Below are 24,091 nucleotides of genomic sequence, written 5' to 3' on the forward strand. Positions count from 1 at the left end.
ATGAACAACTGTAAATCTGGAATTGTCGCCTAAAAGTGTGGGAATCGCCTAAAAAAACTCCCAGATCCAAGACTTGGACAGGGAGTTGGTGTGATTATTCACTTAAAATATCAATAACGCGGCCGACTTGTCCATCCTGCAATCTAACTTTGATTCCGTGAGGGTGATTCGGTGAGTTTGTCAGGATGTCCTTCACGATTCCTTTTGTCTTTTTGCCAGATCGCTGGTCAGCTTTTAAAATAACGTTTACGGAAAGGCCAGGTGTAATATTCGAACGCTTGCGATGCATTATACACCTGTTCTTCTAGCTTGGTTGTTCGCTTTTTTCGTTTGCTGGTTTTTCATCTGATTTGCCACTTTTACAGGTCCTTTTTGAAACCCGCCGCCTGATTGCTGGGCTTTCTTTTCCGCAAGACGCTGCTTAGCGATTTCTTGAAAACTTAGTTTCTTTTTCTCCTCTGCCATCGGTATCACCTCAATTTATTTTCTTTTCTTAAATCCTGATTCCTTTAGATATGCTTCAGCTTCTGCATACGTTTCAAATGCAGCTTCAAGGGCATCATCTTCGTCAAAAATGAACCACATTTCATCTTCTCCAACGAGTTTGATTTCTTCGTGGCTGTGGCTGAACCAAAGCTCTTCGCGGCGCTCGTCATCTGTTTGTTCTTTTTTCGGCTGCTGCCAGCCGTGGCGTTTTGAAAGGAATTCCATTGATTCTTGAATTAAAGCGATTAATTCTTCCGCTTCATAATCACGAATGTTTACATACCCTTTTTCGTTCTTCACGCTTTTTGGTAGGTGTCCTCCATAAACAAAGCCATTTCCGTTCGGGTGAAGGTGGTAAACAACTGTTTTCTTCTCTTGTACACTTTCTTCGTAATGATAGTTTACTCGGCCGAGTGAAACCTCACGCATTTCTAACTCTGGAAAATTTTCTTGAATTAAAGCCATTTTATCTTCAAATGAAAGCATTTTTATACTCTCCGTTTCTATTGTTGTGATTGGTTGATTATATCACACAGTAGGTTGGAAACAAAAATGACCTTTTAAAAAAGAACACCAGAATTTTGTCTGATGTTCTCTGATGTCTTATTTAACGTACTGTTGATTCTTTTTTGAGTGATCTTTCGAGCTCAAACCAATAGTCAGCCAGTGTTAGCATCCCCTGGTCGAAGTTCTCGAGATGGAAGTGTTCGTTTGGTGCATGGAAGTTTTCTGTTGAAAGACCGAAGCCCATTAATACAACAGGGATATTTAATATTTGATCGAACGTCGCCACAATCGGAATTGAGCCGCCGCCGCGCGTAAAGGCAGTCGGAACACCGTATACTTTTTCGTACGAACGGGCTGCCGCTTGGATGGCAGGGTGATCGAATGGTGTTACGTACGGAGCGCCTTTATCAAAAAGAGTAACTGTGACTTCCACTCCGACTGGTTTATGCTTGTCGATATGTTTTTTAACTTTTTCGATGATCTCGTCTGGATCTTGGTTTGGCACAAGGCGGCAGCTGATTTTCGCATGCGCTTTTGCCGGGATAACTGTTTTAACGCCTTCACCTTGGAAGCCGCCCCAAACGCCATTAAGCTCTAATGTCGGTCGAGCCCATGTGCGTTCGATGTGAGTATAGCCTTCTTCCCCTGTAAGTTCTTTTACTCCTAATTGGTGTTTCAAAGATTCTTCGGTTAACGGAAGGGCGCGGAACGCTTCTCTTTCTTCTTCAGTTAAGTCTTGAACATTATCATAAAAGCCGTCTACTAAAATACGGCCGTTGTCGTCACGGAATGATTGCAGAAGCTCGGTAATAGCGTGAAGCGGATTTTGAACGGCACCGCCGTATAGCCCGGAGTGAAGGTCACTGTTTGGTCCTGTCACATCAACCTGCATTGCACACATTCCACGCAGGCCGTAGCAAATCGCTGGTTTTCCGCGGTCCAGCATACCTGTATCAGAGATCACAAGTACGTCAGCTGCTAAGAGCTCTTTATTGTTTTCGATGAACTTTGGAAGGCTTGGGCTTCCGATCTCTTCTTCACCTTCGATACAGAACTTGAAGTTGAGTGGAAGTGTGCCTTCGCTTTCTAGTATGGCTTGTAACACTTTTAAATGCATGAACGTCTGCCCTTTATCATCTGACGCGCCGCGTGCATAGAGCTTGTTATCGCGAACCGTTGCTTCAAACGGAGGCGTTTCCCATAGTTCGACCGGATCAACGGGCTGAACGTCATAGTGGCCATACACTAAAACGGTCGGCTTTCCTTCCGCTTTTAGCCAATCTCCATAAACAACAGGATGGCCCTCTGTTTCATAGACTTTTACGTTATCCATACCGATTTTAGTCAGTTCGTCTGCGATCCATTCTGCACCTTTACGAACATCTTCTTTATGCTCAGGCAGTGCACTGACGCTCGGAACAGCAAGCCAGTTCGTCAGTTCTTTTAAATGATTATCACGGTTCTTCTTCAAATAGCTTGTAATTTTATCCGTCATTTTTAGTCCTCCTTATGTACGTTACGCTTTACTTTCAATTTTAATAGAGTTCAGCTCTGAAAGGAAATAATCTGTGTCTTCTTTTTTTGTAATATGTTCTGATGCTTTTAAAGCAAGGACGAAGAATTCTTCTGTTTTCATTTTGTTGTCACTGACCATATGAGTGCGTGCTGCAGCTTCATAAGCGAAAGCTAAGTCAAAATCAGCAAACCCGTTTTCAAAGGCAAAGATCTAATGAATGCTCAGCATGCAATAATGCTGAGTCGCCCATGTCTAAAATGGAATAGACTCTTGAAATCTGCCATTCTCCGCGTGCTAAATTTAATGGACTGCCAGCTATTCCCCAATGAAAACGGGAAGCATGTGCCGTATGGATCATTTCGGGATCTTCTTCTTTTGTACGATTTTCTTTTTCGATCAAATCCTACGTTTTATTAAAATTTTCTACTGCCTGTTTGCGATGCCAACCTTCTAATGTGAACTTGTCCATGGATTTCACACACCTTATGCATTTGTGGTTTACTTAAGGTAAAGCTACAGTTAAAGATATTCGATATGACGACATCATTCCCTTTATAAAAGTATAGATAGAAAGAAGTGTAGAAAATGGATATACAAATCGGTTTTATTGGTTTTGGGAAAATGGCACAAGCAATGGCAGGCGGGATGCTCCACTCTCGTTTAGTTAAGCCAGAACAAATCTATGTGAGTATGCGTACGGAAAAGTCAAAAGCATTAGCGAAACAGGAGTTTGGAATTGAAGCAGTTTCTAATAATGAGGTAGCGCGTTCGGCGGACGTCTTGTTCTTAGCTGTTGCTCCATACAGTTACATAGAAGTTATTGAGGAAATTAAGAAAGATATCAAATCAGACGCAATCATCGTTACGATTGCAGCAGGTATTACGACCGGAGATGTTGAGAAAGCGTTCGGTAAAAAAATGAAGGTCGTGCGTACGATGCCTAACACACCATCCCTTGTTGGTAAAGGAATGACAGCTGTATCTTTGAACACTGAAGTAACAGATGATGAGCAGAAACTCGTTGAAAGTTTGCTAAGCAGTTTTGGAAAAGTGGAATTCATTTCTGAGTCATTGATGGATGCGATTCCGGCCATTAGCGGATCGTCACCTGCTTATGTGTACATGATGATTGAAGCGATGGCAGATGGCGGAGTAAGTCAAGGGCTATCAAGAGATCAATCTTATCAACTGGCAGCGCAGGCTGTGTTAGGCGCTGCACAGATGGTATTAGAAACAGGCAAACATCCAGGTGAGTTGAAGGATCAAGTCACTTCACCAGGCGGCGCAACGATCGCAGCTGTTTCAACGCTTGAACAAGAGCGTTTTCGCGGGGCAATACTCGCTGCTATGGAAAGCTGCACAGAGAAAGTTAAAGAATTGGGGAAAAAATAATGAGTTTTCAAGATTTGGGAGTGAGTGCTGCTTTTTCAGATTTGTTAATGCAGTACGGAATTGCTGAACCGACACCTATTCAAAAAGAAACAATTCCGCTCATTTTAGAAGGACAGGATATCGTTGGTCAGGCGCAGACGGGAACAGGAAAGACGCTTGCTTTCGTACTGCCTATTCTGCAAAAAATAGATCCTGAAAAAGATGCAATTCAAGGGCTGATTGTAGCCCCTACCAGAGAACTTGCGATTCAGATCACAGCTGAGGTGCGAAAGTTAACGGAATCACTTGGTGAAATCCATGTGCTTGCTGTATATGGCGGACAAGATGTAATTGCGCAAATGCACAAACTGCAAGGGAAAGTACATCTTGTTGTGGGAACACCCGGAAGAATTCTAGATCATATCAGACGGGAGACGATTGATTTTTCAGAAGTATCCACGTTTGTGTTGGATGAAGCGGATCAGATGCTTCATATCGGATTCTTAGACGATATTGAAGATATTATGGATCAAGTTCCAGAGACTAGGCAGACCTTGCTTTTTTCAGCGACGATGCCTGATGAAGTGAGGAAACTGGCTGAAACGTATACGAAAAATCCGAAAGACATCCAAATCAAAACAAAACGGATTACGTTAAAAGAAATTCGCCAGAGGGTAGTGGTGACGACGGATCGAGGGAAGCAAAATGATTTAGTTCGCTCTATTCGGCTGCTTCGTCCGTATTTAGCGATCATCTTTTGCCGGACGAAAAGGCGTGTCAGCAAGCTGAATGAAGCGCTGCAGACGATGGGCTATAACAGTGATGAACTTCATGGAGATTTGTCACAAGCAAAAAGGGAAGACGTGATGATGCGGTTTCGTGAGGGTGAGATTCAATTTCTAGTCGCAACAGATGTAGCGGCACGCGGACTGGATGTAGAGGGTGTCACTCATGTGTTTAACTATGACATCGCACTTGATTCAGAGAGCTATATCCACCGGATTGGAAGAACAGGAAGAGCAGGCGGAAAAGGTTTGGCGGTAACATTTGTTGCCCCAAAAGACCGGAAGCTATTGCAGATCATTGAAAGAGACACGGAGCAGACGCTGAGAACATTAGAGCTTGATATGTTTTAATAGAAAAGATAAAAAAAGGAAAACGGCCCAGCATAACTGCATTGGGCCGTTTTTAGTTATTAGTTGCTGCTATACAGCTGAATAAGCCTGTCAATCATAGCATTCCATTTTTCAGCAAGGTTTTCAGGAAGATACTCACCAGTATAGCCGCTGATTTTCTTTTTCATGTTGTTAAGTTCTTTTATAGCAGCATCGTTATTCTCGGAGAAGTAAAGTTCCATGGATTTTTCGGCTTTAAAAAGCAATTCCTTTTTTATTTCTGGTTCGAATTGTGCCCCATAGATTGAAAGGTAGAGGGCATATGTCAGATAAGATGCAGTTGTATTCTCATAAGCCCTTAAACTTCGCTGTTCATCATATTGCAGAATTTCCCCGATTATGCCGGCGTAGTTGGAAGAAAACTCCCATTCGCTGCTGTCCGTAAAATTGTTGTTTAATATGGAAAACCCTGTTGATTCAAGCGCATCAAATCCTGCATATGTCCAGTAATTACTTACTCCTTTGTTTTCATACAATCTGAAGGTAAGATCAGCCTTTGATTTACCTTCCAGATAAGGGGTCAAGTCGACAGTAACCGTATCCCAAAGCATATCGGTAACAATCTCAGAGGTGTCCTGTTCCCAAACGACCTGTCCATCAATTAGTAGCTGCTTTTTATGATAACCAAAAACGTTCGGTCCATGGTCCATCGTCTGGAAAGTCAACAAATAACTGCCGGCCTGTCTGTCTACTTGTACTCTTTGGGTAGCCTGTGTGTAGCTTCCGGCTGTACTTGGTACACCAAGACCAATAAAAAAGTTTAGGTAACCTTTGTCATTAAATGATTTATCATCGTCAGGCTCAGGTTCAAAGTTTTTCTTTAAAACGTATGTGATGACGCCTTCAACTTTTCCTTGCTTCATGTTATCCAAAGCAATCTGTATGACTTCTCTAACATAGTCTGCGGACGGATTTGCCGGGGTTCTGGAGAGCTGGGAAGCATATAGCATCCAATATAATTTCAGGTTGTATTGACTTAACAAATTAAATGAACTGTCAATTTGCGCTTGGGCGGTTTCGTAAACTTGGGTATTGCGGTAGATTCCGTCTCTGAAAGCAAGAACAACTCCGTCAATATATTCTCCTCTTGTTTGGAGGAAAGATTCTGTTAATGAATCAGTATACATTTGTGGAGTGAAAAAGAGTTTTGGGTTAATAGCTTCGGATATTTCTTTCATCTGAGCCATATATTCTGGTGTGTATGTATTCAAGTTGTGGTTAAAGTCATCGATAGCCCAGCCGATTAAATTTGAATATTGAACAGATAGTTCTGCAATTGCACGTGACCATGCAAGGTAATCAGTCATATAGGGATAAGATTTTCGCTCTCCCGTTGATTCCGTTGGCGGTACAAGGTAAACAACCACATTAATCCCCGCTGCTTTAGCTGCGGGAAGAAACTCATTTCTCAGATCATCCCAATCCGTTCTTTCATGCCAGACGAGATAATAGTAAGTGTTAATATTCAATTCCTTCATTTTTTCTATAGATCTAGGTGTGTCAATGTGATAAATGCCGTCTGCGCGGGGTGAAGTTTCTCTGATTTCTCCTGCATAATCAGCGAGAATTTTTCCTGGATCACCTTCCTCTGCAGAAGCAGGCTTAGAAAATGTAAATCCGGTGAAAAGGCTTAACATGATTGAAGTGATAAGAATAAAAAAACCGGTTCTTTTCATATACAATCCTCCCTCAAAATTTTGAACACATTTTTTTCAATATTTTGTGTTTTATGTTAATAGTTAACAAGAGTGGACACGTCTATAAAATGTCCATTATTGATTAAAAAGAAAACAGGGAGTTTGTCTTAGGTATAATGTTACATTTTTTGGAAAGTGCTATACTTATTTTTTTACCTGTGCATTTTATGAATGAACAAATTATTTTTTTTTTGATTTATCCAATAGCGCCTAGGAAATATTTTTAAGCTGTGAAAACGAAAATAGGAAAATAGCAAAATTCATGTATAAATTACAGTGAAAAACCCAAAAAATAAAATGGAAAACCATACTGGAAATAAATTGTTTGGGGTCAGTCCCTCCCCTGTTTTAAACTTGGGTAGATTATACCAACTATTATTACCTGGTATTAAAAATGGTTGCTTCATAAAATAAAGCCTGTTACGATGGACAAGTACAACAAGTCGGAAGAGTTAGATTGAGAGGAGTTGGGCATTTGAAAGACTTACAATCTTTTGGCTGGTATGCAGCCAAAATCGCTCCCAAATTGCCAAAAGAGGCATTCAAGCCAGTACCATCACGGTTATGGGGAGGATTAGCATATTTATTGATAGCTATCGCCGGTATTTTAGTAATCGGCTTATTAAATAATTTACATCCTGGATTAGGAATTGGAATTGCGATCATTTTAGGAACATGTTTTGCTGGAATGGGCTTTTTAGGACATGAAATCCTGCACGGAACGGTTATTCGCAAGCCGTGGCTGCGTGACTTTTTAGGCGCTGTTGCTTTTTGGCCGTTAAGTGTTGGACCGAAGCTATGGCGCAAATGGCATAACACGACTCATCACGTGCACACACAGCATGATGAGAAAGACCCTGATGCATGGCCGACACTGGAAAACTTGTCACACAATTCGTTCTTGCAAAAGGTGTACAAGCTTCCGATGTGGATGCGTTCAATCGTAAGTTTTGCATTTTTATCGATTTCGTTTACGACGCATGGACTATTCATGTTTAAACGTTTTATAAAAGAATTTAAGCCGAGCAAACGACCATCAGTTTGGATCCAGCTGTTATTGCCATGGGCAACTTGGATTGGTTTGTTAATTTGGCTAGGTCCTGTTAAGTGGTTCTTTGCGGTATTAATTCCGCTCTTGATTGCAAATGCAATCGTCATGAGCTACATTTCAACGAATCACCGCTTAAATCCGATTACGGATGTGAACGATCCACTGGCAAACAGCTTAACGGTTACGGTACCAAAATGGGTGGATGTACTGCATTTCAACTTTTCTTATCATACGGAACATCATTTGTTCCCTGGAATGAGTCCGAAATATTATCCGCTCGTGAAAAAATATATTAAAGAAATGTGGCCTGAGCGTTATCACGAAATGCCTCACTGGCAAGCTCTCGTAACGCTGTGGAAAACGCCGCGTATTTATATGAACAATCATCAATTTGTTGATCCGGCACCGGGCAACGTTTACCAATCACTTGGACATGGACTTAATCCAAATCGCATCACTTACCAAAAAGGTGAACGCGATCAAGAAATCGAAACTCCAAACCAAGAGCCGAAAAGCATCCATTAATTTGGATGCTTTTTGTTTTTATAAAAAGCTGGTTTCTAGTTGAATTGAGGGCGGATGTTTTAGACTCCTGGACTAGTAGCGTGGCAGCCGGAAAACAATAATCAACGACTCCATATCAGCAAAGTTTACGAACCTCAAAAAAACCTTTTCCCATTTTATTGTCAGTTTTCTTTATAATTAAAGGGAAGGGGGATAGGATGGAACATTTACGAGACGATGTACGCGAATATTTAGAGCTTTACACCGCATTTTTATTAGAGGTCATGCCTGCAGATCGGATTCATGGTATCTATCTATATGGTTCTCTTGCTCTTGGCGCGTTTGATCCAGATAAGAGTGATATTGATTTTATAACGGTGTTAAATGATAAGATTAGTAAGCGGGATGAGGAGCTGCTGAAGTTTGTTCACTTAAGAAGCAATTCCAATCGTTATGGGGAGAAAATGGATGGTTGCTACTTAACGGTTGATCAGATCGGAAAGCATAATCATGAACTAGCACAATATCCGTTTTATGCAGAAGGAAAAATGCATAGCGGGCATTATGATTTGAATAATATTACTTGGTGGCTTCTCCAGAAAAAAGGAATTGTCGTGTACGGAGAGCCTATTGCCGCGCTAAATTTAAATGTGCAGTGGAGCGATGTTGAAAACACGCTGAATGATAACTTAAATACATACTGGAACGAAAAATTAGAACGAGACATGTGTTTCTTTTATGATGACTGGATTGAATTTTGTGTAATAACTGTGTGCAGAATCCTCTTGTCTTTAAAACACAAAACCATTTTCAGCAAGACAGAAGCAGTCGCAAAGACCTTACCTCTATTACCATCACTGTATCACCCGATACTATTAGAGGGGTCACGGATAAGAACAAATCCTGAATCAGAGTCGTACTATCATTCAAAAGCGATTCGAAGGGAAGACATGAAACGCTTTTTGACGTACATTATTTCGTTTTGTAATGAAACTTATAAACTTGAAAAAACGTAATAATAAAAAAGTTTGAGGCTGGGGGATAAAAATGAAGGAAGAAATGTATTGTGAGAGTTGTTTAATGCCGATTAAACATCGAGACGATTTGGTCACAGTTTGGGCGTATTTTAAAATGAGACCTTATCATTCTGCGTGTTATGCGAACTCGTTGAAAGGAGCAGCGACCTTTTTTGTTAGCAATACTCCAATTAACGGATTTTCTGGAAACTTTACTGCGATTGTTGCGTTTCTTCTTGCCTGGATCCCTTTATTTACGAAGATAACTGCAGGAATTACAGTAGTTTGTGTGCTGATTGTTTTAACCCGGCTGTATTCCTATTTTACTTATGAAAAGAAACTTCCGTTATAATGCGAGACTGTCACGATTGTGGCAGTTTTTTTATTGGAAATATTTACGGTACGTGTTCTTTTATATGTAACATGATTCCACTAAAAAATACTTTTCTCGCACTCAAATTCATGTTTCCACTCTCGAATTTCCATTTTCACACTCAATCTTCTAAACAGAGAAACTCCAATTAAAAACAAACGTAATAAACATAAAAAAAGCTGACTCTGTCCAGGATTGCACCTGTATCGAGCCAACTTTCACTATTTCTTAACTATTAAACGCGATAAACACGTGCTTCGTAAGGCTGAAGTGTGATGCTTGTTGCATTATCGTGTGCTTTTGTGTCTAAGTTCGCCAGCAGCAATTTATCTGAATTTAAGATAAGCTCTGATTCAAACGTTGCTTCACTTTTTGACAAGTTCGTGATTACAACAACTTTTTCTTCACCTAATGTACGTGTGTAAGCATAGATTTGCTTATCTTCTTCAAGCAGTAAATCATATGGTCCATACGTGAAAATCTCGTTTTCTTTCTTCAAGGAAATCATCTTTTTGTAGAAGTTCAGGATCGATTTTTCATCCTTTTCCTGCTTTTCTACGTTTATTTCAATATAATTTGGATTTACTTTCATCCATGGAACAGCAGCTGAGAAGCCAGCATTAACATCGCTGTTCCACTGCATCGGTGTACGGCTGTTGTCACGGGATGAAGCCCAGATTACGGCCATGATGTCTTCGTGCGGCACGCCTTCCTCACGCTTGATGCGGTACATGTTTTTAACCGCAACATCATCATAGTCGTCGATCGATTCAAACTGAACGTTTGTCATCCCGATTTCCTGACCTTGATAAATGAATGGTGTACCTTGCATAAGGAAGTACATTGCACCCATGCTTGTTGCGCTCTCATACCAGAACTCATCATCGTTCCCCCAAGTGGAAACAACTCGAGGTTTGTCATGATTTTCGATGAAAAGGGCATTCCAGCCTTCTTTTTCAAGACCTTTTTGCCAGCGGGTCAGCACTTTCTTCAATTCTACGATATTTAAATCAGGATTTGTTTCAGCATCCCATAGACCTAAATGTTCGAATTGGAAGATCATGTCCATCTTTCCATTTTCTTTGCCTACCCAAAGGTCAGCTTCGTCAATTTTTACACCGTTCGCTTCACCAACCGTCATCACATCGTAGTTGGCATATGTGCGGTCTTTGAACTCTTGGAGGAATGTATGGATTCCTTTTTGGTTCATGTGCATATCGAAGGAAGAGACATACTTCTCTTTCTTTGGATTCGGCATATCAGGGAAACCGGGACGTTTTTTAATATGACTGATCGCATCAATTCGGAATCCATCGATGCCTTTATCTAGCCACCAGTTAACCGTATCGTAAAGAGCGTCGCGTACTTCAGGATTTTCCCAGTTCACATCAGGCTGTTTAGTGGAGAAAACGTGAAGGTAATACTGGTCTGTTTTTTCATCATATTCCCAAGCAGAGCCTGAAAAGATGCTTTCCCAGTTGTTTGGCTCTTTACCGTCTTTGCCGTCTTTCCAAATGTACCAGTCACGCTTCGGATTGTCTTTAGATGAACGTGATTCGATGAACCACTGGTGCTCGTCACTCGTGTGATTCAAAACAAGGTCGATGATGAGCTTCATATCGCGCTTATGCACTTCGTTTAATAACGCATCGAAATCTTCCATCGTACCGAAGTCTTCCATAATGTCTTGATAATCCGAAATATCATATCCATTATCATCATTTGGTGACTTGTACATCGGGCAGATCCAGATCACATCGATTCCTAGATCCTTAATGTAATCCAGACGCTGTATGATTCCTTTTAAATCACCGATTCCGTCTCCGTTTGAATCTTGGAAGCTGCGAGGGTATATTTGATAGCCAACGGCTTCTTTCCACCAAACTCTTTCCATAATGTTACCTCCATCGTTTCTTTATAACAGGGGAGGGAAGGCCGCGTTATGGCTCCCCATAGTCTCCTAGTTTTCTAAATCTATTTTCACTGTGACACCGGCATGATCGGATACGACCGGTGTTTCTTTTCCGTTAAAACGAACTAATGAATACTGAACGTTTAGTGGCTGATTGCTTAAGATGTAATCGATTCTGCGGCCGTCTTCAGTGCCGTTCTGGTTCCAGCCGGCAATTGCCCCTTTGATCGTAATGCCATCATCTTTTTCCTCAGCCATTTCGTACGTATCAGAAAATCCGTTCACTTTTACATAATCGAAGCCTTCGCCTCTTACGTTTGCGTCGTTGTTTAGATCTCCCATCAAGAATGACAAGCCATCTTCAGGAACTTGTTTAAAGAATGCATCAATCTGTTCTTTAAAAGGTGCAACCTCATCATTCCACCAGCCGAAGTGACCGGAAAAAAAGTGAAGTTCTTTTTCTTGATAAGAGATGTTTGCCTGCACGATTTTTCGAGTCTTCCAGATGTTCATATCCTGCAGTTCAGTTACAAAAAAGCTTTTATGAGAGTGAATAGGGTGACGGCTTAAGATAGCCAGTCCTTCTTCATACGTAACAAAACCATAATGCGCCATGTCCCAGACAAAATCGTAATCGTGAACACCGTGTTCTTGTAAAAGCTGAATAAGCACTAACGCATAGTTATCTTCTTTAATATTCCCTTTTACAACAGGAGCGTCAATCGATTGCATGACTTCTTGAAGCGCGATTACATCGTAACGCTCACTAGCAATGTCGCGAGCGAGGTTTTGAAGCTTCTCCATCTGGTTTTCTTCTTGCCAGCCATGGACATTCAACGTTAATAGTTTCATGGATTACATCTCCAAACGATCTTGAATATCAGATTTTAATACGTCGGCTTTTGGTCCGTAAATCGCTTGAACTCCTCTATCTTTAAGGATAAGACCAAGTGCTCCGTTTTCTTTCCATTCTTTTTCGGCCGCAACATTATTAATATCTTTAACCGTTATACGCAGACGAGTCATACATGCGTCAACGTCTTCAATGTTTGCTGATCCGCCTAAAAGGCCAATGATTGCAGAAGCTTGAGAATTATCCAGTCCTAGTCCTGCAGCAGCTTCGTTTTGAGCAGGAGCTGAAGCAGAATCAGCTTCGGTTGTTTCGATATAGTTCCCTGCACGTCCAGGAGTCGGCAAGTTAAACTTTTTAATCAATACATAAAAGATTGAAAAGTTTAGTCCGAAAAATACAATGCATGTGAAAGCAAAGTTAATTAAGTCGCGTGTCAACCCTGCTTTAACGAGCAAGGGTGTACGAGTTAATAATTCGATAAAACCAAATGCGTGAACACGAACGTGAATCAAGTCAGCTACTGCAAATGCAAGACCAGTCGTGATTGCATACACCACATAAAGAAGAGGTGCTGCAAACATGAACATAAACTCGATCGGTTCTGTTACCCCAGTCAAAAAGACAGCAAGTGCAGCAGATAAAAACATAGATTTATATTTTGTACGCTTATCTTTATCAACATTCATGTACATGGCAAGAGCTATCGCGACAAGTGAAGCAGTTGAAAGGACGACTTGTCCCATTTTAAAACGAGCAGGTACAACATCATTTAATAAAGCGTTATAAGATGCTGTATCTCCAGCAGCACGGAAATTGTTTAAATCATTAATCCATGCAAGCCATAAGGGATCTTGACCGGCAACTGATGAACCAGCTCCGGAACCTGTCATGATCTGATAAGTTCCACCGAGTCCTGTGTAATTGATCGGTACTGTCAGCATGTGGTGAAGTCCGAACGGCAATAGCAGACGCTCCAGTGTACCAAAAACAAACGGTGCAATAACCGGAGCTGTATTTCGTGATGTGGCAATCCAGCGTCCGAAATCATTTAGAGCCGACTGAATGAACGGCCAAACAATTGCAAGAACTAAAGCTGTGATCACGGACCATAAAATAACGGCAAAGGGTACAAAGCGCTTTCCGTTAAAGAATGCTAGTGCATTAGGTAGCTTGTTGTAGTTATAGTATTTATTGAAAAGTACTGCACCAAGGAAACCAGAAATGATTCCGATAAATACACCCATGTTTAGAGCCGGAGCACCAAGTACAGATGTAAAGTAATCACCAACAATAAGTCTTTCCCCAAAAAGAGATTTAACTTTTGCTCCTTCTTCGAGCATCATGGCACTGTTTACTCCGAAAATAGCACCTGTGATTCGGTTGATCAGAATAAAGGCGATAACTGCGGCAAACGCACCGCCAGCACGTTCTTTTGCCCATGAACCACCGATGGCTACAGCGAACAAGATGTGAAGGTTTGTGATGATCGCCCATCCGATATCTTCCATTACACGGGCAATCGCTTGCACAAATACAATGTCATCTGCCGTCATGGCGATAACCTTACCTAGTGATATCATTAAACCGGCAGCGGGCATAACTGCTACTACTACGAGCAGCGCTTTTCCAAGCTTTTGCCAAAAATCAAACGAAATGAGTTTTTTACGTTGTTTCAAAACGATTTCCTCCTTTAGTATATATCTTTCTTCGGTGTTTTGAAATCGCATTCATAAGATTGCAAGATAAATGTTCCAAATGCTTATAAATTTGTATAGACAAGTACGGTGCAATCGTTTGCATGAAGTGATTGTAAAATAAAACGGTTACATTTACAAGCGTTATTCTAAAAAAGATGATTAAATATTGGACAGATCACCTCATTTAGGCAGATTTCCAGAATTAATAAGAGGGTTCCCACAAAAATAGTTGGTTACTTCAGAAAAAACAAATCATAAATCCACATTTAATAGGAAAAAAATACGAACTGATCATTTTGGTATTAGGCATACCGTTTGACTTTATGATTACGCTAGCATTACTTTTAATTAAAATGTTTTAAAGCAACCGGACAGGTGTAAATTAACAAGTATAGAATTAGAAAGGTGAGTGTTGATTCATGTTTAATAAATTATTTGGGAAAAAAGAAGTGAAAAAAGAAGAAACCGTAGTTGCTCCAGTAACGGGGAAAATTGTTCCGATAGAAGAAGTTCCAGATCCAACCTTTGCACAGAAAATGATGGGAGACGGAATCGCGATCGAACCATCTGAGGGTACTGTCGTTTCACCTGTTGATGGAGAAATTGTGCAGTTCTTTCATACGAAACATGCGATCGGCATCAAATCTGAAACCGGTGCAGAAATTCTTATTCATGTGGGCTTAGAAACAGTGAGCATGAATGGTGAAGGCTTTGAAGGCTACGTAAATGTGGGTGACAAAGTCAAGGCAGGCGATAGACTGTTAACCTTTGATATTGATTTAATCAAAGAAAAAGCATCCAGCACGATTACGCCGATTGTGATTACAAACGGTGATGCGGTTGAATCATTGGACAAGCGTGCAGCTTCTGAAGCAGTTAAAGGTGAAACCTCTCTGCTGCAGCTGAAAATGAAATAATTTATCCTTTAAAAAAGGGGGGAGTTTCATGAAACAGGGAGTCATATCGCTAGGTGAAGCCCTCGTTGATTTTATCCCGACGGATGAAACGAATATGACGTATCAAAAAAGTCCAGGCGGTGCACCCGCTAATGTGGCAGTTGGACTGGCAAGACTCGGCTGTCCATCTACTTTTTTAGGGAAGGTCGGCGATGATGTACTTGGCCGTTTTATGATTGATACGCTAAAAGGATATGGCGTAAACACATTTCATATGTACAAAACTGATCATGTGCGGACAGGTGCAGTATTTGTGACTTTATCTGAAAACGGCGAGCGGGAATTTGATTTCTATATCAGCCCGAGTGCAGACCGTTTTTTGGATGAAAAAGAAGTGCAGCCGAGCTTGTTCCAAGAGCATAAAATTTTGCATTTCGGATCGATTTCACTTATTGATGATCCTTCAAAAAGTGCAACTGAAAAAGCGGTAAAACTTGCCCGTAAGAACGGTATGTGGGTTTCATATGACCCTAACTTAAGGCTTTCTCTATGGAAAACACCTGCATTAGCTCGTGAAAGAATTCTTTCGATGCTGCCTCATGCGGATATTGTGAAAATTTCTGAAGAAGAGCTCGAGTTTATCACAGGACTTAAAAAGGTAGAAGAAGGCATTAAAATTCTTCAGCAATACGATATTCCGCTCCTTTTCATTACATTAGGCGAGGACGGAAGCTATACTGTAACAAAAGATGGCGGCGAGTATATTCCTGCAAAAACAACGGGAGCCATTGATACGACCGGTGCTGGGGATGCTTATGTTTCGGGCATATTATACGGATTGAACGCGTATAATGGTGAACTCAAAGATTTAACACTTGAAAAAGCGTGTGAAATGGCACAGTTTGCAAGTGTGTCCGGCGGGCTTGCCGTATCAGTTAAAGGTGCAATGACAGCACTTCCGACTTTAGAACAAATTCAGCAAGAGCTTGCACCAAAATAAAGATTTACACATATAATACGAAAATCTTTTGACTAACGTTTTTATTTTTTGGTAATATTACTTTATTATATAAACGAATATGCAGCCATGAAAGATGAATAGTAACTGTATGCAACTCTTTAAAGCGAGCCAGGGGCGGTGGAAGCCTGGTAAGAGACATGGGTGAAACGGCAATCTGGAGCTGCTTTATGAAAAGAGGATTCGTTATTTTTCTAACGGATCAACTAGGGTGGAACCGCGGGAGCTATAACTCTCGTCCCTGGCCAATCGAGCCTTGGGACGGGAGTTTTTTATTTCTATAAAAAACCCTTTCCATAAAGGCAAAAACCAAAATGGGAGGAATAAAAAATGTCCAAAAACATGGAAACAATCACAAATCATGCGAAACACCGCGGTTTTGTATTTCCGGGATCTGAAATTTACGGCGGTCTTGCGAATACATGGGATTACGGTCCTCTAGGTGTTGAGTTAAAGAACAACGTGAAAAAAGCTTGGTGGAAGAAGTTTGTACAAGAATCTCCTTATAACGTAGGTCTAGATGCAGCGATTCTGATGAACCCTCGCACATGGGAAGCATCTGGCCACATCGGTAACTTCAATGATCCGATGATGGATTGCAAAAACTGTAAAGCGCGCCACCGTGCTGATAAATTGATTGAAGATGCTGCTGAAAAAGAAGGAAAAGAAATTATCGTAGATGGTCTTCCATTCGAAAAGATGGAAGAACTCGTTAAAGAATACAATATCGCTTGTCCGGAATGCGGCAGCCATGACTTTACAAGCATCCGCCAGTTCAACTTGATGTTCAAGACACACCAAGGTGTAACAGAATCCAGCTCAAACGAAATCTACATGCGTCCTGAAACAGCACAAGGTATTTTCGTAAACTTCAAAAACGTTCAGCGTACGATGCGCAAAAAGCTTCCGTTCGGTATTGCACAAATCGGAAAAAGCTTCCGTAACGAAATCACGCCAGGTAACTTCACGTTCCGTACACGTGAATTCGAACAAATGGAGCTTGAGTTTTTCTGTAAGCCATGCGAGGAAATTGAGTGGTTCAACTATTGGAAAGATACTGCTGAAAAATGGCTGAAGTCACTAGGTATGACAGATGAAAACCTTCGTCTTCGTGACCACAATGAAGATGAGCTTTCTCATTACTCAAATGCGACGACGGACTTTGAATACAAATTCCCGTTCGGCTGGGGCGAGCTTTGGGGTGTAGCATCCCGAACTGACTTTGACTTGAAGCGCCACATGGAATTCTCCGGTGAAGACTTTAACTATATCGATCAAGAAACGAACGACCGCTATGTTCCTTATTGCATCGAGCCTTCATTAGGTGCTGACCGCGTAACATTAGCATTCTTGATTGATGCTTATGAAGACGAAGAGCTAGAAGACGGCACGAGCAGAACGGTCATGCACCTGCATCCCGCACTTGCTCCATTTAAAGCAGCAATTTTGCCATTATCTAAAAAGCTATCTGAAGAAGCAACGGAAGTGTTTGGTTCACTAGCGAAAGACTTTATGGTTGATTACGATGAAACGGGATCGATCGGTAAACGTTACCGCCGTCAGGATGAGATCGGTACACCGTTCTGTATCACCTACGACTTTGATTCAAAAGAAGACGGCATGGTTACAGTTCGTGACCGTGACACGATGGAACAAACGCGTGTAAAGATTGCAGACCTTAAGAGCTTTATTGAAGAAAAAGTACAATTTTAATCAAAAAGAGGCACACATTGCGATGAAAGCGATGTGTGTTTCTGTTTTTTTAAGCGTATTTCTTTTACAATGGATAGGTAGAGAAAATATTCTGGCCGAACAATGGCTTTTAGTTGGAGGTATACAGATGAACGAAGGACGTATTCAAAAGGTAAAGAACTGGCTGCAGCAAGAGAGTCATACATTTGCATTCATCCATACGACAGCAAACGTATTCTATTTGTCAGGACTATTTACAGATCCTCATGAACGTGTGTTAGGCGTTGTTGTACTTCCTGATGGTGAGCCATTTATGGTTTGTCCTGGAATGGAGCGCTCGCAAGCAAAAGGTGCCGGCTGGACATATGACATCGTTGGATACAGTGATTCTGAAGATCCTTGGGTAAAAGTGCAGGAGGCATTAGAAAGCCGCGGTGTAAATTCAGCTTCTTCTGTTGCCGTAGAAAAAGAAACACTTCCATATGCACGCGGAGAAAAGCTGGCTGGCATGTTTACGGGTGCTAAGTTAGTTGGAGCTGAAGAGCTGCTGAACGAACTCCGACTCATTAAAGAAGAGAGTGAGCTTGAAACGCTGCGTAAAGCGGCAAAGCTAGCCGATTATGGCGTTGAAGTAGGTGTTGCGGCGCTTAAAGAAGGCGTAACGGAGATGGAAGTACTCGCGAAAATCGAGTACGAACTGAAGAAAAAAGGCATCAGCCAAATGTCGTTCTCGACAATGGTGCTGTTTGGAGAGAAGGCTGGGCAGCCGCATGGTAAGCCTGGTTTAAGAAAGCTGCAGCATGGCGATTTTGTTCTTTTTGACTTAGGTGTAGTTTTAGATGGTTATTGCTCAGATATCACGCGTACTGTAGCATTTGGTGATCTGGATGAAAAACGTCGTGAAATTTACGATACGGTCCTTCAGGCGCAATTGAAAGCTCTTGAAGCTTCTAAACCAGGAACGCGTATCGGTGATCTTGATGTGGTTGCACGCAATCATATTACTGAAGCAGGTTACGGCGAAAACTTCCCGCATAGAATTGGACATGGCCTTGGTATCGATGTTCACGAATTCCCGTCTATGAGTGATAATAACGACGGTGTTTTGCGTGCAGGGATGACGTACACGATCGAGCCTGGCATCTATATCGATGACATCGGTGGCGTTCGAATTGAAGACGATGTAGTCGTAACAGAAAACGGATACGAAACATTGACGAAATACCCAAAAGAATTGCAGATTATTAAATAAAAATTGTGATTATGATCGAACTTCCTCTGTTTTGAGGAAGTTCGTTTTCATTTTTGCAATGTTTGAGTGGAATTCTACACGGAATGGTTTGAATAATGAGTGCTCGCGATGATAATCCAACGAGTTTAGCCCTTAATCCAACGAGAAAACGCTATAATCCAACGGAAAATTGTCATAATCCAACGAGTTTTGGTCAGATACTCCCGAGTCGACCAAATTCGACAACAACCTGTTACATTTATAAATGAAAAAAACTCCTCATTAAGGAGTTTTACGTATGAATTACCTTTTCTCCTAAAAAAAAGAGCAGATCTAATCTCTGCTCTTTTTTATCGCCCATTTATAAATGATGTACAACAAAATAAACATAATGAAAACAACAATTAATGTCACGATCCGTTCTCCTGCTCCGCCATCTGCAAATAGCACGGGTCCGAGGCCGAAGAAAGCTACCAGCAAAAAGGCAATACCAAAAACGATCCGCAGTACGATTTTCATTTTTTATCACCCCTTAAAAATCATTCTAGGAAAGAGGCAACACATAAAACATCATAAGGAAATGTGCGATGCTTCCGGCTAATACGAATACGTGCCAAACGGCGTGGTGGAACGGAAAGCTGCGCCATACATAAAATATACTGCCTAACGTGTAAATAATTCCACCGGCTATAAGTAAGTGAATTCCTGCTGCAGGCATATTAGCAGATATGTCTTGAAAAGCAAATGTGATCAGCCAGCCCATTGCAACATAACCGAGCGTAGATAATACAACAAATTTTTTCGTGAAAAAGGCTTTAAATAAAACTCCGAATAGTGCCAATCCCCAAACGGTGCCAAACAACGTCCATCCTAACACACCGCCTACGACAATCAGCACAATCGGTGTATATGTTCCTGCGATAAATAAATAGATAGCGGCATGATCCATAATCTCAAATAGATCTTTCACTTTGCCTTGAGGAAAAGCGTGCACGAGCGTTGAAGCCGTATATAGTAAAAGCATTGTCCCGCCAAATACAGCGAAACTTACGATATGAACTGCTGTTCCTTTCCAGACAGCAAACACAAGCAAAATAGAAGTTACGGCAACACTTAATAAAACGCCAAGTCCATGAGTAATGGCATTTGCAATCTCTTCCCGCTTCGAAAATACATGTGTACCCATTCCGATCACCTTCCTTTACGTTATCGCAAGTATAGCAGAAATCCACACGCTTTATTCAAATAATGCCATTAAGATTATGTGAAAAGAAGGAATCAATTTGTAAAAAATTGAAATATACCAATCTATAGAAAGAAAAAAAGAGAGGGTCATTTTTATGAAAGTTACACGGTATTCATCGATAACTGCTTTTTATGAAGATGCAGAAACCTTTTTGCTCAGCCAAGAGGATAGAGCGGCAATCATGCTTGGAAATACAATACGTTTTAAAGATAAAGAATGGAAAGAAGAAGAACCGTTCTTAGCCACAGTGAAAGAGAACGGGAAGATTATGCTGGCGGCAATGCTCGTCCCGCCGTATGCGATGCTGTTGCTTGAAAAAGAGGAAGCAGAGGGTATCGCTGCCGTTCCTTATCTCATTGACTATTTAATAAAAGAAGATTATGCAATCCATAAAATCGTATCTCCGAAAATGGTAGGCAAAGCTTTTTCTGAACAATGGACGAAAAAGAATAGTTTAGAAGAAAAAGTACTCATGGATCTCAGACTCTATACACTGAAGTCGGTCATACAGCCTGCTGCAAGTAATGGTAAACTGCGACAGGCGACAGCAGATGACTTGGTTTTTTTAACGGATTGGGTGAAAGATATGACCGCAGTAACGAGCCAGATCCTTACCAGAACGGAAGCAGAAGAATTGGCAAAAGCAAGAATAGAGAATGGCTCTCTTTTCATATGGGAAGAAGGGGGGCGGGCTGTTTCAATGGCAGCAAAAGCGAGACCGAATATAAGAGGCGTGTCTGTTAACCTTGTTTATACGCCTAAAGAGTGGAGAGGAAAAGGCTATGCGAGTGCACTTGTAGCTGCGTTGAGCGATCGTCTTTTAAAAGAAGGTTATGAATTTTGCACATTGTATACGGATCTCGCCAATCCAACCTCTAATAAAATCTATCAAAACATCGGATATGTTCCGGTATGTGACTATATCGAATTGAAGTTTAATCAAAATGGAACAGAGAAACCGGCCTAATTACCGGTTCGTTCTGTTCTTTTCTTTATGTTCAAGAAATAAAGCAATGTATTTACGAGCCCCTTTTAATAAACCCTCTGGAAGCTGGTCTGATGCAAAATAGCGAAATTCATAAGATTCATCCTCATCAATCGATAATTCGCCATTCACTTTACCAGCTGTATAAACAGCTGTTACACAGTACATTTCATCACCATTCGGAGCCTGTAAATAATGGTCAGCACCCGAGTATACGTGCAGTTGTGCTAAATCATCGATATCGAGTCCGGTCTCTTCTTTTACTTCGCGCTTTGCTGTTTCTTCAAAGCTTTCACCAAGCTCCATCAATCCGCCAGGCAGTCCCCAGCCTCCATCTCTTCGATGCTGCAATAAGATCTCATCTTTCTCGTTCGTTATAATTACGACTGAACCAGGTAAAATGAGTGGTGAGCTTCCGACATGTTTGCGCAATTCTTCATAATAAGCCATACGATCTCCCCTCTCGTTACCCAACATTTTACAGAATTCATGATAAAAATTCACGTGTAAATGGACAGAATGATAAAAAAAAATAGTAAAAGGGAGCTTGGCAAATGGAAGTGTATGCTAGACCGCGAGTCGTCGTTAGTAAATGTTTAGAGTTTGAGGCATGCCGATATAACGGTGATATTATTTATAATGATGTGATAAAAAAACTAATGAATCATGTAGACTTTGTACCTGTTTGTCCTGAAGTGGAAATAGGGCTCGGCACACCTCGGGAAACGATTCGTATCGTCAAAAAGGGTGATGAACACTTGTTGATTCAGCCTTCAACCGGGCGAGATGTAACGGGCGATATGCATTCATTTACCGATCAATATTTATCTGCTGTAAGCGATACAGATGGATTCATATTAAAAACGCGTTCGCCATCATGCGGCATAAAAGAAGTAAGAGTGTATGCCTCGACTGAAAAGGGTCCAGCGATAGGGAATACAAGTGGTTTGTTCGGCGGAAAAGTAGCTGACCGTTTTTCACAATTAGCGGTCGAAGAAGAAGGACGATTGAATAATTTCACGATTCGTGACCGATTTTATACAAAGTTGTTCACGTTAGCTTCATTCAGAAGGGAGCTCCCAAAAGGGTTAAAAGCAGTTCAGGAGTTTCACGATAAAAATTATTATTTATTGATGGCATATAGCAGACCTACTTTAAAGGTGATGGATCGAATCTTACTTAACACAAAAGAAAATAGTGACCGCAAAACCGTTGACCTCTATTCTAAAGCTCTGCATAAAGTTTTTAACCGTGCTGCACGGAATGATTCGAACCGGAATGTGGCAAAAGAAATATTAAAAAGATTTGAGTCGAGGCTGTCTCCAAATGAAGTTCAATTTTTTCAGGATTTATTGCAAAAATACAGTGAAAAAAAAGAACCATTCTCAAGTATTACTACTCTTTTAAAGTCCCACGCCATTCGTTTTGAAGACGAGCAGCTGTTGCAGCAAACCTTTTTTCAGCCTTATCCAGAAGTTCTCTTGGAAATTTCGGATTCAGGTAAGGGAAGAGATTATTAATCATAGCTTTCTTCCATTGTGTGATGCTGTACAATAAGAGTAATTCCGCACAAAAGGGAGAGAGTTTTTCATGTTCCTAACAAAAGGAGAAACCTTATTTCGTCAAGGAGAAGAAGGGCCTTTATTCAGACTGGAAAAGGGATTATTAAAAATCATACGCATTCATGAAGATGGAAGCCAGGTGCTCTTAAATTTAATTGTACCAGGTGAAGTCATACCGCATCATTCGTTAACGAGCCCAAAAGAGTACAATGGATCGGCAATAGCTTTGCTCCCGTCAGAAGTTGAAAAAATAGAACCGGATCACTGGTATAAGTCACTGGATGAGGATCCAAAAATGTATAAGGAAGTTGCACACCTTCTAGAGAACAAACTGCGAATGATGCAGCAAAGAATCAATCAAATGTCTACACTGACACCTGAGGGTAAAGTGCTAAAACTTCAAAAATGGTTTTCGAGCTATTTTCCGGATGTTTCTGTTGAAAAGGTGCTGACCCAAGAAGAAATTGGCCAGTTTGTAGGATTGAGACGAGAGACTGTAAATCGGGTACTTAAAAAGATGAATTAGATTGTCAAAGAATTTACATACATGTGAACGCAAGATTTTCGCAACTTTTACAAATGATAATATCAAACCTAAAAGGAGTGAAAGTTATGAAAAAGTTAATCGTATTAGCAATAGCATTCGCAATGGTTACAGGAGGTACTGTCATCGTTTCAGCACAGACAGAACAGAATGTGAAGATAGCTGCTGAGAAAAAAGAAATGAAATTCAAAACAATAGAAAATTTTCAAGAGAATATTCATAAAGCAAACCAGCTTAAAATCGAGCAGCTTGAACTAAAAAAACAGATTGTTCAAAAGAAGGACAAGTTATTTGATCTTCATATGAAGGAAAATAAAAGCGGTGCTTTAAACAAAAAGAATGGAAAAGCAGCATTCAGACAAGATATGAAACAAATCCATGAAGATTTAAGAGCATTAAGAAAAGAATCACATGAAACAAGAAAAGCCATGAGAGAAGCGATGAAGGCGAAAGATACGAAACTTGTTTCTGAGAAAATAGAACAATCACTGGTAATCAATGAAAAAATCAATAATAAGCTAAAAGAAAAAGTAGCTAAGCTAGATGAGATCATTGCACAACATCAATAACATAAAAGTGCTGCAGCCGTAAATTAGACTGCAGCACTTCTATTTGATGAAAGCAAACTGTTGATAAAAGGTTGGAACGGAGATCAACCACTTTTCTAAAAGATTGAAGGTATTAGATCACTTTCCTAAAGAGTCTTCATTGACAAGTTGATTGGAGTGCAAGGTGAGAGACTCCTTCGGGAAAAGCGGG

At 40.8% G+C, this 24,091-nt stretch carries 25 protein-coding genes; 13 read left to right on the top strand and 12 right to left on the bottom strand.

What is annotated here, in order from left to right; genetic code table 11:
- Positions 1–94 precede the first annotated feature (94 nt).
- The 5 genes from RGB74_RS00520 to RGB74_RS00540 form a co-directional block, all read right to left on the bottom strand.
- Positions 95–292 carry a YwbE family protein gene (locus tag RGB74_RS00520; protein ID WP_310762948.1) on the bottom strand — a complete coding sequence of 66 codons (198 nt, stop codon included), beginning with the start codon at positions 290–292 and terminating at the stop codon, positions 95–97.
- On the bottom strand, positions 289–465 hold the full coding sequence (locus RGB74_RS00525; RefSeq protein ID WP_310260182.1) for a hypothetical protein: 177 nt from the start codon (positions 463–465) through the stop codon (positions 289–291). Before RGB74_RS00525 ends, RGB74_RS00520 begins: the two co-directional genes overlap by 4 nt.
- Positions 466–480: 15 nt before the next feature.
- Entirely contained in the window at positions 481–972 is a 492-nt protein-coding gene (locus tag RGB74_RS00530) for a hypothetical protein (RefSeq protein WP_310761044.1), read from the bottom strand.
- A gap of 121 nt (positions 973–1,093) precedes the next feature.
- Positions 1,094–2,488, bottom strand: a complete 1,395-nt coding sequence (locus RGB74_RS00535) for a dipeptidase (protein WP_310761045.1) — start codon at positions 2,486–2,488, stop codon at positions 1,094–1,096.
- 217 nt (positions 2,489–2,705) lie between these two features.
- A complete protein-coding gene (locus RGB74_RS00540; RefSeq protein ID WP_310761046.1) occupies positions 2,706–2,909 on the bottom strand; it encodes a hypothetical protein in 204 nt (67 codons plus the stop codon).
- A 185-nt stretch (positions 2,910–3,094) separates the two neighbouring features.
- Between RGB74_RS00540 and proC the strand changes: the two genes are divergently transcribed.
- The gene (gene proC, locus RGB74_RS00545) at positions 3,095–3,901 is read left to right on the top strand and encodes a pyrroline-5-carboxylate reductase (protein ID WP_310761047.1); all 807 of its coding nucleotides are present in this window, start codon (positions 3,095–3,097) and stop codon (positions 3,899–3,901) included.
- Positions 3,901–5,016, top strand: coding sequence for a DEAD/DEAH box helicase (locus RGB74_RS00550; protein ID WP_310761048.1), 1,116 nt, complete (start codon positions 3,901–3,903; stop codon positions 5,014–5,016). The genes proC and RGB74_RS00550 overlap by 1 nt, the downstream gene beginning before the upstream one ends.
- A gap of 59 nt (positions 5,017–5,075) precedes the next feature.
- Here the strand turns inward: RGB74_RS00550 and RGB74_RS00555 are convergent, their stop codons facing one another.
- On the bottom strand, positions 5,076–6,731 hold the full coding sequence (locus RGB74_RS00555) for a hypothetical protein (protein ID WP_310761049.1): 1,656 nt from the start codon (positions 6,729–6,731) through the stop codon (positions 5,076–5,078).
- A gap of 496 nt (positions 6,732–7,227) precedes the next feature.
- Between RGB74_RS00555 and RGB74_RS00560 the strand changes: the two genes are divergently transcribed.
- From RGB74_RS00560 to RGB74_RS00570, 3 genes are all read left to right on the top strand, one after another.
- Positions 7,228–8,328 (top strand): Delta(10) desaturase DesB, encoded by a 1,101-nt coding sequence (locus RGB74_RS00560; protein WP_310761050.1) that lies wholly within the window; start codon positions 7,228–7,230, stop codon positions 8,326–8,328.
- 197 nt (positions 8,329–8,525) lie between these two features.
- Entirely contained in the window at positions 8,526–9,323 is a 798-nt protein-coding gene (locus tag RGB74_RS00565) for an aminoglycoside adenylyltransferase domain-containing protein (protein ID WP_310761051.1), read from the top strand.
- 31 nt (positions 9,324–9,354) lie between these two features.
- A complete protein-coding gene (locus RGB74_RS00570) occupies positions 9,355–9,675 on the top strand; it encodes a hypothetical protein (RefSeq protein WP_310761052.1) in 321 nt (106 codons plus the stop codon).
- Positions 9,676–9,931: 256 nt separating this feature from the next.
- Here the strand turns inward: RGB74_RS00570 and RGB74_RS00575 are convergent, their stop codons facing one another.
- From RGB74_RS00575 to RGB74_RS00585, 3 genes are all read right to left on the bottom strand, one after another.
- The gene (locus RGB74_RS00575) at positions 9,932–11,590 is read right to left on the bottom strand and encodes a glycoside hydrolase family 13 protein (protein WP_310761053.1); all 1,659 of its coding nucleotides are present in this window, start codon (positions 11,588–11,590) and stop codon (positions 9,932–9,934) included.
- Between the two features lie 66 nt (positions 11,591–11,656).
- Positions 11,657–12,460, bottom strand: a complete 804-nt coding sequence (locus tag RGB74_RS00580) for an endonuclease/exonuclease/phosphatase family protein (RefSeq protein ID WP_310761054.1) — start codon at positions 12,458–12,460, stop codon at positions 11,657–11,659.
- 3 nt (positions 12,461–12,463) lie between these two features.
- Positions 12,464–14,188, bottom strand: a complete 1,725-nt coding sequence (locus RGB74_RS00585) for a PTS transporter subunit IIBC (RefSeq protein WP_396136002.1) — start codon at positions 14,186–14,188, stop codon at positions 12,464–12,466.
- A 389-nt stretch (positions 14,189–14,577) separates the two neighbouring features.
- On the opposite strand from RGB74_RS00585, the gene RGB74_RS00590 reads away from it, so the two are divergent.
- The 4 genes from RGB74_RS00590 to RGB74_RS00605 all read left to right on the top strand — a co-directional run bounded on the left by RGB74_RS00590 (position 14,578) and on the right by RGB74_RS00605 (position 19,016).
- On the top strand, positions 14,578–15,075 hold the full coding sequence (locus RGB74_RS00590; RefSeq protein ID WP_310761056.1) for a PTS sugar transporter subunit IIA: 498 nt from the start codon (positions 14,578–14,580) through the stop codon (positions 15,073–15,075).
- A gap of 28 nt (positions 15,076–15,103) precedes the next feature.
- Positions 15,104–16,054, top strand: coding sequence for a carbohydrate kinase family protein (locus RGB74_RS00595; protein ID WP_310761057.1), 951 nt, complete (start codon positions 15,104–15,106; stop codon positions 16,052–16,054).
- Between the two features lie 348 nt (positions 16,055–16,402).
- Positions 16,403–17,785, top strand: a complete 1,383-nt coding sequence (locus RGB74_RS00600) for a glycine--tRNA ligase (RefSeq protein ID WP_310761058.1) — start codon at positions 16,403–16,405, stop codon at positions 17,783–17,785.
- A 127-nt stretch (positions 17,786–17,912) separates the two neighbouring features.
- Entirely contained in the window at positions 17,913–19,016 is a 1,104-nt protein-coding gene (locus RGB74_RS00605; RefSeq protein ID WP_310761059.1) for a M24 family metallopeptidase, read from the top strand.
- A gap of 312 nt (positions 19,017–19,328) precedes the next feature.
- On the opposite strand, the gene RGB74_RS00610 is transcribed toward RGB74_RS00605, so the two are convergent.
- Together RGB74_RS00610 and RGB74_RS00615 are read right to left on the bottom strand one after the other, a co-directional pair.
- The gene (locus RGB74_RS00610) at positions 19,329–19,514 is read right to left on the bottom strand and encodes a DUF6954 family protein (RefSeq protein ID WP_310761060.1); all 186 of its coding nucleotides are present in this window, start codon (positions 19,512–19,514) and stop codon (positions 19,329–19,331) included.
- Between the two features lie 25 nt (positions 19,515–19,539).
- Positions 19,540–20,181 carry a PAQR family membrane homeostasis protein TrhA gene (locus RGB74_RS00615; RefSeq protein ID WP_310761061.1) on the bottom strand — a complete coding sequence of 214 codons (642 nt, stop codon included), beginning with the start codon at positions 20,179–20,181 and terminating at the stop codon, positions 19,540–19,542.
- Between the two features lie 154 nt (positions 20,182–20,335).
- On the opposite strand from RGB74_RS00615, the gene RGB74_RS00620 reads away from it, so the two are divergent.
- Positions 20,336–21,208, top strand: a complete 873-nt coding sequence (locus tag RGB74_RS00620) for a GNAT family N-acetyltransferase (RefSeq protein ID WP_310761062.1) — start codon at positions 20,336–20,338, stop codon at positions 21,206–21,208.
- Here RGB74_RS00620 and RGB74_RS00625 read toward each other — a convergent pair whose 3' ends face one another.
- Positions 21,209–21,676, bottom strand: a complete 468-nt coding sequence (locus tag RGB74_RS00625) for an NUDIX hydrolase (RefSeq protein ID WP_310761063.1) — start codon at positions 21,674–21,676, stop codon at positions 21,209–21,211.
- A gap of 104 nt (positions 21,677–21,780) precedes the next feature.
- On the opposite strand from RGB74_RS00625, the gene RGB74_RS00630 reads away from it, so the two are divergent.
- The 3 genes from RGB74_RS00630 (at position 21,781) to RGB74_RS00640 (ending at position 23,901) form a co-directional block, all read left to right on the top strand.
- The gene (locus tag RGB74_RS00630; protein ID WP_310761064.1) at positions 21,781–22,746 is read left to right on the top strand and encodes a YbgA family protein; all 966 of its coding nucleotides are present in this window, start codon (positions 21,781–21,783) and stop codon (positions 22,744–22,746) included.
- Positions 22,747–22,816: 70 nt separating this feature from the next.
- Positions 22,817–23,314, top strand: coding sequence for a Crp/Fnr family transcriptional regulator (locus RGB74_RS00635; protein WP_310761065.1), 498 nt, complete (start codon positions 22,817–22,819; stop codon positions 23,312–23,314).
- Between the two features lie 86 nt (positions 23,315–23,400).
- Positions 23,401–23,901, top strand: coding sequence for a hypothetical protein (locus RGB74_RS00640; protein ID WP_310761066.1), 501 nt, complete (start codon positions 23,401–23,403; stop codon positions 23,899–23,901).
- Positions 23,902–24,091: the final 190 nt, after the last annotated feature.

It is taken from the genome of Bacillus sp. NEB1478 (assembly GCF_031582965.1).
Lineage (GTDB): Bacteria > Bacillota > Bacilli > Bacillales > Fictibacillaceae > Fictibacillus.